Raw genomic sequence first — 14,533 nt, forward strand, 5'->3', positions numbered from 1 at the left:
ATTTGTTAAACCACTGCTTCAATAGCTTCGGATAGTTCGAGCCATCGAGCTTCAAGTGCCTCGACCTCAACGCTTAACTCTCCGCGGCGCTTGAGCGCGGCGGCCACTTCATCCTGATCGCCTTGGGTGTAAAAGTTACTGTCGGCAAGCTTTGCATCCAAAACTTTAAGTTCTGATGAAAGCGGCTCCAACTTCTTTTCAACTTGTGCCAGTTCTTTTTGCAAAGGTTTCTTTAAGTTCGCGATGCGTTGACGCTCAAGGGCGGCCTGTTGTCTGGCTTCCCGCTTGTTGGGCGAGGAGGATGTCGTTTCACTTTTGGCTTTTTCAGCTGATAGGGAAGCTTTGCGTGTTTCAAGAACGAGCTTGGCGTAATCATCAAGATCCCCGTCAAACTCACTGACTTTACCCTCATGAACGAGCATCAGTCGTTCAGTTGTGGCGGCTAAAAGGTGTCTGTCGTGGGATACGAGCAGTACCGACCCCTCGAAAGAGGAAAGCGCCATGGTTAACGCTTCGCGCGTTTGCATATCCAAGTGATTGGTTGGTTCGTCAAGCACGATCAGGTTCGGTTTATCCCAAGCCAAAAGGGCCAAGGCCAGACGGGCTTTTTCTCCGCCCGAAAACGGTTTAACCAGTGCGTTGACCATCTCGCCGCTGAATTTAAAGCGTCCAAGGAAGTCGCGCAGAACCTGTTCTCGTTCGTCGGGTGCTTTACGGCGAAGATGTTGCAGCGGGGTTTCGTCACCTCGCAATTGTTCAAGCTGATGCTGAGCAAAGTAGCCGATTTGAAGCCCCTGACCGAATCGGAATTCGCCCGCCATTGGGGTAAGTTCCTTGCAAATCCCTTTAATCAAGGTGGATTTGCCGGCTCCATTGACACCCAATACACCGATTCGCTCACCGGCACGGATGGAAAATTTCACGTCATGCAAAATTTCCTTCTCTCCATATCCCAAGGCGACGGATTGAGCTTCAACCAAATGTTCCGGCAAACGTTCAGGCTTTAAGAATTCAAAACGCCATTCACGGGTGGCGCGCACCGGTTCGACCGCCTTTAAGCGCTCAAGCATTTTGATGCGGGATTGCGCTTGGCGGGCTTTCGTTGCTTTATAACGGAATCGGTCAATAAAACTTTGAAGGTGGGCGCTTTCGCGCTCATAGGCTTTGGCGGCAGCGTCCTGTGCGCGAAGTCTTTCCACACGCAAAGCTTCAAAGGCGCTGTAGTTACCCGCATAGCGGCGAATCGTATTGTCTTCAATGCTCCAGATGGTGTTAACGGAGCGATCCAGGAACTCGCGGTCGTGGCTGATGATAACCGTGGTCGCATGCTGGCGTTTTAACCACGCTTCAAGCCAAATGACACTATCTAAGTCCAGGTGGTTAGTCGGTTCGTCAAGAAGCAAAAGCTCAGCCGGACACATGAGCGCACGCGCCAAAGCCAGACGGTTTCGCCAGCCGCCTGAGAAATCCTTGACGTGATGGGTGGTCATCTCTTCGGTAAAACCCAAACCGTGCAGAATGATCTTGGCCTGTGCCGTGATCGCGCCTTCGTTGAGTTCGGCCAAGGTTGCGTGCGCGCTGGCAACACTCATATCGTCTCTGGCTTCAGCCAAGGCTTTTTTGGCGGCCATGAGGGGAGCGTGGCCTGAGAGCACCCAGTCAATAGCGACTTCGTCAACCGTGTCAATGTCTTGAGCAACGTGACCGATGTTTTCAAGAGCCGGAGCGCTGATCTCACCGGCTTCAAGGGGGACTTCGCCTAAAATCGCAGCGAGCAGACTTGATTTTCCACAGCCGTTTTCGCCCACGAGACCGATTCTTTCGCCAGGATTGGCCAAAAGTGTGGCGTGCGAATAGAGCACTCGCACGCCTCGCATGAGACTGACGTCTTGAAGTCTAAGCATTACGGAAGTTCATCCTTTCGCAAGAGATAGACCATCGCATCTTCATTTTCAGTGGCTAACCATGTAAAGGGCACTTTGGGATAAGCCGCTTCACAGGCGTCTTTTCCATCACCCACTTCAACCACCATGACACCGCGGTTTGTGAGATGAGCTTTTGAATCCGTCATTAGGCGGCGCACGATATCCAGGCCGTCGTCTCCAGCCCCTAAGGCTAAAGCCGGTTCGTGACGGTATTCACCGGGGAGGTTGTCCATTGCCTCTTGGGTGACGTACGGGGGATTGCTGATGATCACATCGTACTGACGGTCACCCAATTCATTGAAAAGATCGCTCTTAATGAGTTCGATTCGATTCTGCATACCGTAGCGTTCAACATTGATTTTGGCAACATCGAGCGCATCCTGGCTGATATCGACACAGTCAACCTTCGCATTGGGGAAGACTTCGGCTGCGATAATGCCCAAGCAACCCGAGCCCGTGCATAAATCAAGTACGCGCGTGACGTTTTCAGGATTAGAAACCCACGGTGCCAACTCGTCTTTTAAGAGTTCGGCAATGTAGGAGCGGGGAATAATCACGCGTTCATCACAATAGAAGGGATGGTCAATTAACCAAGCTTCCTGCAAAAGGTAGGGTGTCGGGATTTTTTCAACAGCGCGCTTTTCGATGCGCTCTAAAAGCATCTTGAGCTCCGCATTGGAAACGCGGGCGTCCCAGAAGCGATCCGAGTCTTCGAAGTTAAGCTTCAATGAACGCAACACCAAGAAGTAGGCTTCCTCGTACGTGTCAGCGCAACCATGACCGCAGAAGATATTATTAATCTCGAATTGCGTCATCGCATAGCGGATGACATCACGGATGGTTTGCAGTCGGCATTGATGAACGTCGTTATCGGTAATCATAAAAATTCTTTTAAAAATCAAGCTTCAAAACAGGGTCCTATTTTAACCCAGAACGCTCGTGGAGGGGAGCATGAAAAGAAATTCAAAAATTCTTAAATATTGCCCAATCAGAAGCGTTTCTTTTCAGTTTCGGTCGGTTTTCTTTTGATCAAAATGAAACTGAGCACGATGATGAGCCACATGACGGCAATCCATAGGCAAAATCCGTTTGCAATGGTTGTCATGGAAACGTCTTTAGCCAATTGACCAATTGAAAAATTCGGAATGCCGGATCCCACGTAGGCTCCTAAATATAAGGCGGAAATAAGACCGGCTCGCTCACGTAACGTGGCATCCATGAGTAATAGTTTTAATCCGCTGCAGCAGGTGCCGCCTTGCGCGGCGCCGCAAATGAGGACAAAAACCATAAAAAGAACGGGAGACTTCATATCAAGCGTGAGGAAAACGCCTCCTGCCCCAAATAGAAATACTGTACTCATTAACAGGAGTGTTTTGCTCGGATTAAAGCGCCCACTCACTAATCCGAAAACAGCGATCGGAATAATTAAAAGCAAGTACGTGATCGCTGCAAGTAAGACGCTGCTTTCTCCAAATACGATTTGGCAAATTGAGCGGAGAATCCTTGAAAGAAACTGCTCACACCCCATGTGCCTATGAAGGCGGTGATGCTCAAAATGAAGAGCCGTCTTAAGCGGGTGGGAATCGCAATTTTGGGAATAAGCACTTGGCCGATGCTTTCAGTTCCCAATCTCATGGTTTCGGTACCCAGGGCAGCTAAAACAATGCAGAAAATGAGCAAAGCCACACAGGCATCAAAAAGAAGTGTCGGATTGAGGACGTTGTATTCAATGATGAGTCCCGTGAGAAGTGTTCCGAGCGATAGGCCAATGTTGGGGCCGGCTGAAGTCATGGCTGTGCCTAACCATACTCGGGCTGGTGGCGCTGTATCTACGACCCAGGACATGCAGGCGCTTGTTGCAAGTCCGCAGGATAGCCCCTGAAGAAAGCGGCCGACATAGAGGTCTGAAGCATTTTCACCGATTGAAAAGAGGTAACAGGCAATGGCGCCGAAAGCGAGGGCGGCAATGACAACCGGTTTTCTGCCCAAGAAATTGGAAAAGCGTGCAAAGAAAATAAGCGTTAAAACGCAGCCTCCGAAATAACTCACGACACTCATGGCGACTTCCGGAGACGTCAGTCCCAAATCCTCAACCCAAAAAGCCATCATCGGAATGGCTGTGGCGGCAGTTACAAAACAGCTGATCAGACAAAAGGCCGCCACAAAGAAAGAAAAACCGCGTCTTTTAATGGCATCGCCCTCGGGATGGGCCAGAGACTTCTTTTCAAATTCGATAGGCATGAAAGCCAACCTTTCAAACAGAAGAATAAAAGCCCGATGAATTCTCATCGAGCAGTATCGACAGAGCGATTATGTCATATTCAATGGTGTATGACTGCGTGATTTTTGCCTAAAACATGCCTAAAAGAGCTAAGAGGTTTGGTAGGTGCTAAAAATGAGAGCAAATCAGAGAATCGTACCGTCTGAATAATAGAAAACCATTGTTGAGTATCTGGTTTAAATTAACGAAATTAATTCCGAATTTAGATCCGTGTAGAAAACAAAATCGGCAAGCGTTTTAAGCCTGCCGATTTTGGTGTCGATTAATTAAATTTTAGAAAAGATAATTAAATCGTCCGGAAACAAGCCACGTATCGGTTGTTTCGCCGCCTGCGGTTCTTTCAACATCCACTTGGAAGGACATGTTGTCTTTCCAATTGAGGTAGCCGCCGACACCGAAAGTGGCCCAAGTATCTTTGTCACCCCATACAGTATCAACGTATTCACTACCTGCTGTAAGCCGTGCAGATTGTCCATCGGTAAATTGATGGTATACATCACCACGGAAATAAAATTCTCCGCTTGATGATGCAGTTCTAAGTTCTTGACCAAAGCGCATGCCAACACGACCAATGAAACTTGTTTCATCATCGGCCTTTGCTTTCATACCACGCTCGACCGAATAGTCGAAATCACGAAGATAAGTCGCCTGTACTTGAAGTTGAGGTTCAATAAATACACCGGTTTGCTTATCTTTTAACGTATAACCATATTCAGCTGATAGAGAAGCATAGTCTTGGTCGAAATCTCCCGAAGTTTTATAAGCTCCAGAGGCACTTGTGACAGAGAATTCGTTACTGACTCGGCCAATCCTACCGACAAAATCAATGTATTGATTATCAAGTAGGATAGTGTCATAAATAGCTAATTCATAGCGATCTAAATCAGCGGTACCGTCTACCGATGAGTAATCTACATCACCTTGAGTATATGAGAACCAAGCACCGAGGCGGTTTGAAGGAGAAATGTTGTTTTCAAAGCCTACAGTTACGGTATCGATATCATTTTGATAAACACCCGAAGCTCCTTTCTTACCATGGCTTGCTCGGATCCAAAGTCCGCTATTTTTGTCGCTACCTACTGTTTCATGAATTCGGCGATCATACCTATCCATATCTACGGCAAGGTCGTAGCCAGCATAGCCTGAGCCGATCATACCAAGAGTGGAAGAAGAGTTTTGTTTTACGACACGGTAAATTTCCCAGTATCTACTGCCCTCCGTATAATCCTCAAGAATATTTTCAAGACCGGAAAATTCAGCTTTATTCTTTAAAGCTTCAAGATCAGCAGCATCTTCAACAATGACCGGACGAATATCAAGTTCATAATTGAATAACTTGTCGCCTTCGACATTTTCAGTTTCGTTGAAAGCAACACCTTTTTCAGCAGCTTCTTTGGAAACTAAAGCAAAAGTTAAGGTATTTGTATCCGAAATGGAATTAAGGGTACTCAAACCTTCAACCTGAACATGATGAACACCACTGTTGTAAGAATTTTCAACGAAAATTAGGTCCGTTTGGGTTTTATCTTCACCATTTGTATCAATTCGGAAAATACCCCCTGAACCATTTAAATAGCCCACTCGTACATAATCATGATCAACGTGATCTATCAAACCAGAAATCCCCTGTTCCTGACAGAATTTTTTAATATTATCGTCATAAAGGTTGATGATACCGCCTGATTCCAGAGTGATATTGGATATGCGTTTAGTGTCGAATGTAACACTGGTTCCGCCATCATCACTAACTACTTCATTTTGAATTCCAAGATACGTCCACTGTGCCCCATTTTTGAAAGTAAGGGACAACTGCTTACTTAAGCGATCTTTCACCAGCTCAAAATACGGTCTTAAATCTTCTGGGAAAGTATCAGCGTTTGCGAAACTATTGTCGTCTCCAAACCAAAAAGAATTACTCCCGGAGAAAGTTCCCTCAACTTTTGATTCAAAAAGTTTCTGAATTCCAACGAGAGAAGGGGAATAAATAAAGTCAATGGCCCCAATTATTTGATTGTTTTCAGATTTAAAAGTGACACTTCCACCGTCTTTAGCACTAATAGCATCAGATTTATCCGCAACAACGAAAATTCTTGTAAGATTTTCTGCGCTACTGCCCAATGTTACTGATGAATTTTTCCCTGCAGAATAAATAGCATTTGCGCCATATTCAGATAGTGTGCCTTCAGCATCCCGAATAACAATATCCACATTTCCTTCCAAATTTACTATTCCAGAAGCACCGTGTAAATTGCCTGCACTGATAGCGTATGTACCATCTTTATTTTCGGATGTTGAAGGCTGTGGGAAAGATTCGAATTTTGTATTACCTTCAACAGTAAGGGTTGGAGGAGGAGTACTTTCTGAATAAGCTGCATTTACAGCGATTGCGTGCTTGTCTTGACCAGATTCTGGATAAAAATCTACGATAAATATTTCTCCAACTGTTTTAGACGTTGTTATATGAGTTCCTTCACCATCACCATCACCATCATGGATTAGATACTCATTGTCGATGACATCTATATCCAAGGCGTAGACGGGAAGACTAAACAAAGATGCTACTATCGCAGCAATAGCTGATTTTTTACTAAAAAGATAATTTATTTGTTGGGGGGGGGGCATATCGCATAATTATTCCTCTCTATAACTGAAAAAATTAAGTTCTGAAATTTTCTCAAAACAAAAAATGACGATCAAGAAAATTGATATTTAGTATTAACCCTTAATAATTTTGAATTACCAATTAATAACCTATTGTATTTCCAATAAAAATCAACACGTATGGCCGATAGTAAAAAAAGTCGACCATTTTAAATTTTGATTAAACGCAAAATAGGCGACTTTCAACTGAAAATCGCCTATATGAAAAATCACTGAATAACTATCTAGAGAACAGAAGCAAAACTTCTCGCTACGTACTTCACATTCTTTTCATTTAATCCGCAAACGCAGATCCGTCCGTTTCTTACCGCGTAAATTCCAAATTCATTTGCCAGCCGATCAACTTGCTCAGGCGTTAGTCCCGTAAACGAAAACATGCCGGCTTGTTGCGTCACAAATGAGAAATCTCGTTTAGCACCGATTGCTTTCATTTCATCGGCTAAAGCTTGGCGCATCGCATGAATACGGTTTCGCATACCGGCCAATTCTGATTCCCAACGCTTAAACTTTTCCGGATCGGCAAGGACACTTTCGACAATACGACCACCGAATGTGGGCGGATTGGAGTAATTCGCCCGTGCGCAGGTTTTAAGATGAGTGGTGACCCGTTGGGCTTCGTCTTCAGATTGTGTCACAACCGTCAAAGCGCCGATTCTTTCTCCATAAAGATTAAAGGATTTAGAAAAGGAGGATGCCGCTAAGAAATTCAATCCGGACTCGGCAAAAAGGCGGATGGTTTGAGCATCCTCGTCTAATCCCTTTTTGAATCCTTGATAGGCCATGTCCAAAAACGGAATCAGGTGACGGGTGCGGCAAATGTCTATGACTTCCATCCATTGATCAACAGACAAGTCATAGCCCGTTGGGTTGTGGCAGCAGGCATGCAAAATAACAAGCGTTTTTTCAGGCAAGGCTTTCAGGTCTTCAGTCATTGCACAGAAGTCCACGCTATTACTCGATGCATCGTAATAGCGGTATCCCGTGACGGAATAGCCGGCTAGGCGAAGAATGTCATTGTGGTTGGTCCAGGTGGGCTTTGAAGTTGCTCCAACATTAAGACCGCTGGCCCAATGCATCAAATCAACGCCGAGCTTTAGAGCTCCGGTACCGCCTAGCGTTTGAACGGTACAGGCGCGTTTGGAGGAAACAATTTCACTGTCTTTACCGAAAATCAGTTCCTGAACCAATCGGTCGTAGAGGGGAAGACCAGTTTGGGGAATGTAGGTATGAGGGCGGTGTTCTGCGGCAATGGCTAGTTCAGCTTCACGGACGACATCAAGAACCGGTGTGACTCCGTTTTCATCCAAATACATTCCGACCCCAAGATTGACCTTACAGTCGCGGGGATCGGCAAGAAACTTACCTGTAAGACTCAAGATGGGGTCATCGGGAACTGCGGTCACCGTCGAAAAAATGGATTCATTCATCGGCATTCCTTTCATAAAAGTTTACTTTCTCCAATATAGATTAGGTGTGTGAAGTGCGTGATTGAATTTTCTAAGTAAAAAGCGGTAATTAAGGTTGAAAATTTATCGTTATCTACGTGCTTTTCACTATGAAGATAAGAATTGAACCCTGAATAGACAAAAAAGGCGAAGCCTTGATGACTTCGCCTGGGCACAAAACGTTAAGAGGTTTTGTGATTATTTCTTCATCGCTTCAATGGCTTTTTTCACGCTTTCTTGTGTCGGACGGAAAGCCGTGAGGCGTTGTTGAATGATAGCCGGAGCTTGGGCAATCATGGTGTTGTAGCGATAGCCGCCCTTGACCAGCGTCTTTAAAACATTCGCAAAGTCAAAATAGCAGTCTTCGCGCTTGACTTTGGCGGAGTGTTGCAGGCCCATGAAGTCAGTCCAGGTCACTGTGTAAACCACACCCTTGTCGCTCACATCGCAGTGCGTGACAGCCACAGCGTCACAAACCCAAACATTCGGTTCCTGTTGTTGGGCGGTTTGTTCTTTTTGGGGTTCTTTCTTATCCATTTTTTAACCTCATGAGTGATAGAAAAGTTTAAGAAGCAGCGGCCTCGCGAGCTTTATTCGCCGCTTCCGTCCGTTTAGTGTAAATAGTAGCGCAAACGCCGGAAATAATAATCATGGCCATGCCGACTAAGCCCAACATGGTGACTGTTTCACTAAAGAGGGCGAAACTGACAAGAGCCGAGAAGGGAATGGCGGAAAAACCCAGGCAAGAACTCAAGAGCATGTTGCCGTAAGCGTAAGAGCGGGTGGTGCAGATTTGGCCCAGGGTAGCGCAGATGCCCATGCCGACCAAATAGGCGCCGGACTCCAGCGTCGGCATATGCATGCCGTTTTCAAAAATGTAACTTCCCAATACGCCGAAGACCGCGCCGAACATGGAAAAGTAAAACACAATGCGCCAGGAGGGCTCCTTGAGATTCCCCAATTCTTTAATTTGCCAGTAAACAACCAAGTCGATGAGGGCAACAAAAAGACAAATCAAAGCGGGGATGAGGTAGCCTTCATCAAAGGTGGGCTGAAGCACGGTGGAGACACCCGCAAAGCCAAAAAGGATAGCCAGAATAACACCCCAAGGGGCTGATTCCTTTTTAATAAAAGCCAGAATGATGAAATTAGCCGCCATAAATAGCGGGGTGGTGTAGATCAAGGTCATGTTGGTGCCAAGCGGCATTTCGCCGATAGTGAAGAACCACAGACCGACAGAAATAGTGCCTAAGACTGCGCGTTTGATGTGTCCGCCTAAATGTTCCGTACGAAGCGACAGGCCCTGTGAGCGCACAAACATGGAAATGGTGACAATGCCGATGAGCGACCGGTAGAACACAAGTTCAAGGGATCCGAAATGGCCGCTGCAGAGTTTTACAAAAACCGCCATAAAGGAAAAACAGGCGGCCGCCGCCAGCGCCCAAAGCGATTGTTTCATCATAAATAAAGAATCCTTTTCTTTTTTGCGCAGTTAAGTCCTGACATTGTATGCCTGTTATGTCTTTACCGAAAGGTAGTGTTTGCTCGGATGTTTTAATTAGTATCAGACGGATTTCTTCTTTCAGCACTGGATTGCCTCTCTATAATTTTGGCTTCTTCAAAAATAAAGCAAAAAGAAAGGCAGGTCTTTCATGATCAGACAGTCGGCCCTTTTAGGACACAGTTGTGCGGCAGGCGCCAATATTATTTGGGGCATGATGGCGCCGATTGCTAAAGTGGTGATGGTCGGCGGCCTGGTGACGCCGCTTGTTTTAACCGACTTAAGAATTTTCGGGGCGGCGGTTTTGTTTTGGCTCGCGTCCTTTTTTGCACCGTATGAAAAGGTAGCTAAAGCGGACTTATTCAGACTTTTTCTGGCAAGCCTTTTCGCCATTATTTTTAATCAGGGCAGTTATGTTTTTGGCGTTGGTCTGACGACACCGGGTAACGCCACCATTCTGACTTCGACGATGCCCTTATGGGCGATGGTGCTCGCCGCGATTGTCTTAAAAGATCCAATCACTTTGAAAAAGCTCGTTGGCATTCTGATGGGAGCTGTCGGCGCTTTGACGCTTATTATGTCCAAAACGGATGTCGCGGCCAATCCCGCCATCGAAAGTAATATTTGGGGCGATTTGCTTGTAGCCAGCGCCCAATTGAGTTTTGCTTTTTACGTTGTGCGCTTTAAAGATTTGGTGACTCGCTACAACTTATTTACAACGATGAAGTGGATGTTTACATTCGCCTCACTTTGCATTTTTCCGTTTTCATTTTCATCATTAACCTCGACTCCTTGGTTTTCTCTTAGCCTAAACGAATGGCTAAGTGTCGCCTATGTGGTCGTCGGCGGTACCTTTTTCTCTTACCTCTTGATTGTCGTAGGCCAGCGAAATCTAAAGCCTACCGTTGCAGCCATGTATAACTATGTACAGCCTGTTGTAGGGTGCTTAGCCGCTGTTGCGATGGGACTGGATTCTCTGTCATGGTCAAAGGCGTTTGCCGTTGTCTTTATTTTTGTCGGTGTTTATTTGGTTACTCACAGTGTTAGTGCGAAAGAGCAGGCTGCGATTCAGAAGAAACAATTGGAGGTTTTGGAAAGACGCCAATCAAAATGAAATTAATATGATATTAAATTAATATTAGATAAATTCTATTAACATATTAAAGCTGTTTGTTTTTCTAATTACTTTGAATAATCGGATTGACTTGAAAGCTTTGGTTAAGAAAGCACAGGAATGAGGATAGTAAGTCACGAGTTTTTCCCGATCAGGAATATTTTGTTGTTCTGTCACAATTCTCCGATATACTAGGAAATGCAGGTAGAGAAAATACAACAGGTGTGATTGAAGGGACAAAAAGAAAAACGCTTAAATAACCATTTTCCGTGATTATTTAAGCGTTTTTGGTGCCCGGGATCGGACTCGAACCGATACGTCTCGCAACGCCAGCACCTGAAGCTGGTGCGTCTACCAATTTCGCCACCCGGGCTTATGGATCAGGCATAATGCCTGAAATAAGAATCGCAATTATATACGAAAGAGAAACGAAGTTGCCAAATTTAAAGAAAACCCCGCGTCCTAAAATCGTTAAAGAAAAAAGAGCTTCTTCTAAGAAATCAAAAGGCTCGCAAGGACGGGTAAAAAATTACGTCATCACCGAGCTTGTCCAAAAGGCTGTTGAAATTCTTAACCAATCGGCGGCGGATCTGGATACGTCAGAGCTGTATGTGCTTTTGTCGCGTCAATACAGAAAATTAAATGAAGGTCTTTTTGCTCAGGTGTTGGATCGCTTGATGGGGGATAGCCGTGTGCGGTTTGATTCCCAGAAAAAGTGTTTTACTCATAAAGCTAAAAAGGAACACACGGGGATTGTTGTATCGCCCGCGCAAAGCACACCTTACGTGGTCGATGATGATACAGGTGAGCGTTTTTCCATTGCTCAGGAGTCGGCCAAACTGTATTTGCCCGGTGACGCTGTGATTTTCCGCTCTGCGCACTCTGCCGAGCCTTGGGATGATCCTTACCTTTACGCCAATGTCACTGAAGTTGTTGAGCATTCTATCGCCGAAATTGTGGGTGAAGTTAAAAAAACAACCTCTAAACACGGCAAGGTGACCTATCACTTTAAAAAATACGATCCGAGACTTTGCAATTTGAGTGTGAAGTTTTTAGATCCTGAAACGGTTTTAGAGTCTTGGGTTGATAAAAAGGCGATCGCCGTCATTGACCGTTACCCCTCTAAAGATGACCCTCGAGTCTACGTTCGCATGGATCGGGAACTTGAAGTGGACAGCGATGCGGATTTAGAAATCGAATTGGCCGTTCGTCAATTTAACCTTCCGCATGAGTTTTCACCGGCAACGGTTCTGGAAGCCGAAAAACTGCCCAATAAGGTATTGGCCAAAGACAGAGCCCGCCGGGTGGATTTGCGTGACGTTGCGTTTTGCACAATTGACGGTGAAGACGCGAGAGACTTTGACGATGCGGTGTACGCCCAAGCCGAAGGCAATGGCGCTTATCGATTGCTCGTGGCCATTGCCGATGTGAGCTACTATGTCAAGCCCAATTCGGATATTGATCGTGATGCTCAGCTCAGAAGCACCTCGGTTTATTTCCCGCGCCGAGTGATTCCGATGTTGCCGGAAAAGCTCTGTAATGGTCTTTGCTCATTAAATCCCGGCGTTGATCGCTTATCCATGGTTTGCGATATGGTGATTGATTCGCTTGGAACGGTGAAGGCTTATCAGTTCTATCCGGCCGTTATCCATTCTCACGCCCGTTTGACTTACACCAATGCTTGGAAATACCTTTCTAACGAAGCTGTGACGGATGAAGAAGTGCCGCAGGTGGTAAGAACAGGCCTTGATACTTTATATGATCTCTATAAAGTCCTCAGGCGGGCACGCAGCATCCGTGGCGCCATTGATTTTGCAACACAGGAGACATTGGTTAAAACTGATGATAAGGGCAACATTATTGCCATTGTTGCTCGGGAATCAAACGATGCTCACCGACTGATCGAAGAGTGCATGCTAGCCGCCAATACCTGCGCGGCGGACTTTATCGGTCGCCATAAAAAGCTGAGTTTGTACCGTGTGCATGATTCACCCTCGGTGGATAAGCTTTTGGAATTGCGGCGTACGCTCTCTGGCTTCGGCCTAACGCTATTGGGTGGCAATAAGCCAACGGCAGCCGATTATGAAAAAGTGGTCGAAGCGGTTGAAGGCAAACCTTATAGTGACGTCATTCAAACGGCGCTTTTGCGTTCAATGCAGCGCGCTGTTTATTCTCCGGACAATATTGGCCACTATGGCTTGGGTTACGAGGGCTACACGCACTTTACCTCGCCCATTCGTCGCTATCCCGACCTTTTGGTTCATCGAACGATTCGAGGCATTCTCTCAAGGCGTACCTATAGACCGACAGTCTATCCGGGCAGTACCTCGGTGCTCAATAGCTTAAGTGGCATGAACCTTAAGCGCACACTATTGGCGATGCCGCAGCCTGAAAAAACAGAGGCGGTGGGAGCAACGGATCCGTCTCGCGGTGCCTGGGTGGAACTCGGCAAGATCACGAGCGCCTGTGAACGACGGGCCGATGATGCGAGCCGCGATGTCACCGCTTGGCTCAAGTGCCGCTACATGAAGACTATTGCTTCGGATAAGCAAAAATTTAAAGCCCGAATTACGGCGATTACTTCATTTGGTCTTTATGTGCAGCTTCAGGAAATCTTTGTTGAAGGCTTTGTGCATATTTCCAATATTGGTTTTGACTACTATGTCTACACGCCCGAAGGTACCCTGCAGGGACAATCGTTTGGTGAAGTGTATGCCGTGGGTGACGTGGTAACGGTGAGTTTGATTGAAGTCGATGAAGATCGCAGACGGATTGATTTTCGTATCAGTCGGTCGCGTCATTGATTACAATGAGCAGGTTTGATTAATAAAGTAATTTAATTTTTGTATGGCAAAGAACATTATTTTGGCTGGGTTCCACGCTGTAGGAGCTCGCCTGAGAAAAGATCCGGATTCAATCGTATGTGTGTATGTTGATCCGCAAAGACGCGACAAGCGCATGAGTCAGATGCGCGCTGAACTGGAAAGTTTGGGTGTGCGTGTCATGCAAGCCGGACACGACCGTTTAAACGGCATGGTTTCCGGAGACATTCCCCATCAGGGTATTGTGGCTATGGCCAAACCTTTGGAAGTGAGCCTGACATTTGATGAATTGATGGATGAGATTCGTCCGGACTCTCTCTTTTTAATTTTGGATGGCATTACGGATCCGAGAAATTTCGGAGCTTGTTTGCGCTCTGCGGATGCGGCCGGCGTTCATGCCGTGATCATTCCGAAAGACCGCTCGGCAACCGTAACGCCGGCGGCGGCGAAGGCGGCGGCAGGCGCCGCTGAAACGGTCCCTGTTGTAACCGTGACGAATTTGGCCAGTGCCATTGTCGAATTGCGCGATGCTGGTGTGACGGTGGTGGGCGCAGCAGGCGAAGCCACAAAGACAATTTATGACTTTGATCAGACCGGCGCTTTTGCTTGGGTGATGGGCGCCGAAGGCCCTGGCTTGCGTCAGTTAACACGCAAACGCTGTGACGATTTGGCCAAGATTCCTTTAACGGGTTCAGTGGAAAGTCTGAATGTCTCCGTTGCCACGGGTATCTGTCTTTTTGAAAGCGTGCGTCAACGTTATTTGAAAAACGGTTGATAATTTTTC

11 protein-coding genes and 1 tRNA gene are annotated in these 14,533 nt (G+C 46.4%); 3 read left to right on the forward strand and 9 right to left on the reverse strand.

The annotated features are described in order from the left end of the window. Positions 1 to 5: 5 nt before the first annotated feature. The 8 genes from NW199_RS08195 to NW199_RS08230 form a co-directional block, all read right to left on the reverse strand. The gene (locus tag NW199_RS08195) at positions 6 to 1,904 is read right to left on the reverse strand and encodes an ABC-F family ATP-binding cassette domain-containing protein (protein ID WP_258334278.1); all 1,899 of its coding nucleotides are present in this window, start codon (positions 1,902 to 1,904) and stop codon (positions 6 to 8) included. Beyond that, complete coding sequence (gene prmB / locus NW199_RS08200) at positions 1,904 to 2,806, reverse strand: 50S ribosomal protein L3 N(5)-glutamine methyltransferase (protein WP_258334279.1); 903 nt, start codon at positions 2,804 to 2,806, stop codon at positions 1,904 to 1,906. Before prmB ends, NW199_RS08195 begins: the two co-directional genes overlap by 1 nt. 107 nt (positions 2,807 to 2,913) lie before the next feature. Then, a complete protein-coding gene (locus tag NW199_RS08205) occupies positions 2,914 to 3,285 on the reverse strand; it encodes a hypothetical protein (protein ID WP_258334280.1) in 372 nt (123 codons plus the stop codon). A 65-nt stretch (positions 3,286 to 3,350) separates the two neighbouring features. Beyond that, on the reverse strand, positions 3,351 to 4,166 hold the full coding sequence (locus tag NW199_RS08210; RefSeq protein WP_258334281.1) for an MFS transporter: 816 nt from the start codon (positions 4,164 to 4,166) through the stop codon (positions 3,351 to 3,353). A 313-nt stretch (positions 4,167 to 4,479) separates the two neighbouring features. Continuing rightward, positions 4,480 to 6,828, reverse strand: a complete 2,349-nt coding sequence (locus NW199_RS08215) for an autotransporter family protein (protein ID WP_258334282.1) — start codon at positions 6,826 to 6,828, stop codon at positions 4,480 to 4,482. Positions 6,829 to 7,091: 263 nt separating this feature from the next. Further along, the gene (locus NW199_RS08220) at positions 7,092 to 8,294 is read right to left on the reverse strand and encodes an amino acid aminotransferase (protein ID WP_258334283.1); all 1,203 of its coding nucleotides are present in this window, start codon (positions 8,292 to 8,294) and stop codon (positions 7,092 to 7,094) included. 216 nt (positions 8,295 to 8,510) lie between these two features. Next, positions 8,511 to 8,849, reverse strand: coding sequence for a hypothetical protein (locus NW199_RS08225; protein ID WP_258334284.1), 339 nt, complete (start codon positions 8,847 to 8,849; stop codon positions 8,511 to 8,513). Between the two features lie 28 nt (positions 8,850 to 8,877). Next, positions 8,878 to 9,774 (reverse strand): DMT family transporter, encoded by an 897-nt coding sequence (locus NW199_RS08230; RefSeq protein ID WP_258334285.1) that lies wholly within the window; start codon positions 9,772 to 9,774, stop codon positions 8,878 to 8,880. Between the two features lie 190 nt (positions 9,775 to 9,964). Between NW199_RS08230 and NW199_RS08235 the strand changes: the two genes are divergently transcribed. After that, complete coding sequence (locus tag NW199_RS08235; protein ID WP_258334286.1) at positions 9,965 to 10,927, forward strand: DMT family transporter; 963 nt, start codon at positions 9,965 to 9,967, stop codon at positions 10,925 to 10,927. 288 nt (positions 10,928 to 11,215) lie between these two features. Here the strand turns inward: NW199_RS08235 and NW199_RS08240 are convergent. Beyond that, positions 11,216 to 11,300, reverse strand: a tRNA-Leu gene (locus NW199_RS08240). A gap of 16 nt (positions 11,301 to 11,316) precedes the next feature. Here NW199_RS08240 and NW199_RS08245 point away from each other — a divergent pair. Both NW199_RS08245 and rlmB read left to right on the forward strand, forming a co-directional pair. Beyond that, positions 11,317 to 13,731: a ribonuclease R family protein gene (locus tag NW199_RS08245; protein ID WP_258334287.1), complete on the forward strand. Its 2,415-nt coding sequence runs from the start codon at positions 11,317 to 11,319 to the stop codon at positions 13,729 to 13,731. Between the two features lie 43 nt (positions 13,732 to 13,774). After that, positions 13,775 to 14,524 (forward strand): 23S rRNA (guanosine(2251)-2'-O)-methyltransferase RlmB, encoded by a 750-nt coding sequence (gene rlmB / locus NW199_RS08250; protein ID WP_258334288.1) that lies wholly within the window; start codon positions 13,775 to 13,777, stop codon positions 14,522 to 14,524. The last annotated feature ends 9 nt before the right edge of the window (positions 14,525 to 14,533 follow it).

Source organism: Parasutterella secunda (assembly GCF_024733725.1).
GTDB classification, from domain to species: Bacteria; Pseudomonadota; Gammaproteobacteria; order Burkholderiales; family Burkholderiaceae_F; genus Aphodousia; species Aphodousia faecalis.

Excerpts from the sequence above, each read along its gene's own strand:
- NW199_RS08195 (WP_258334278.1), bottom strand. The coding sequence starts at position 1,904 with ATGCTTAGACTTCAAGACGTCAGTCTCATGCGAGGCGTGCGAGTGCTC.
- prmB (WP_258334279.1), bottom strand. The coding sequence starts at position 2,806 with ATGATTACCGATAACGACGTTCATCAATGCCGACTGCAAACCATCCGT.
- NW199_RS08205 (WP_258334280.1), bottom strand. The coding sequence starts at position 3,285 with ATGAGTACAGTATTTCTATTTGGGGCAGGAGGCGTTTTCCTCACGCTT.
- NW199_RS08210 (WP_258334281.1), bottom strand. The coding sequence starts at position 4,166 with ATGCCTATCGAATTTGAAAAGAAGTCTCTGGCCCATCCCGAGGGCGAT.
- NW199_RS08215 (WP_258334282.1), bottom strand. The coding sequence starts at position 6,828 with ATGCCCCCCCCCCAACAAATAAATTATCTTTTTAGTAAAAAATCAGCT.
- NW199_RS08220 (WP_258334283.1), bottom strand. The coding sequence starts at position 8,294 with ATGAATGAATCCATTTTTTCGACGGTGACCGCAGTTCCCGATGACCCC.
- NW199_RS08225 (WP_258334284.1), bottom strand. The coding sequence starts at position 8,849 with ATGGATAAGAAAGAACCCCAAAAAGAACAAACCGCCCAACAACAGGAA.
- NW199_RS08230 (WP_258334285.1), bottom strand. The coding sequence starts at position 9,774 with ATGATGAAACAATCGCTTTGGGCGCTGGCGGCGGCCGCCTGTTTTTCC.
- NW199_RS08235 (WP_258334286.1), top strand. The coding sequence starts at position 9,965 with ATGATCAGACAGTCGGCCCTTTTAGGACACAGTTGTGCGGCAGGCGCC.
- NW199_RS08245 (WP_258334287.1), top strand. The coding sequence starts at position 11,317 with ATGCCTGAAATAAGAATCGCAATTATATACGAAAGAGAAACGAAGTTG.
- rlmB (WP_258334288.1), top strand. The coding sequence starts at position 13,775 with ATGGCAAAGAACATTATTTTGGCTGGGTTCCACGCTGTAGGAGCTCGC.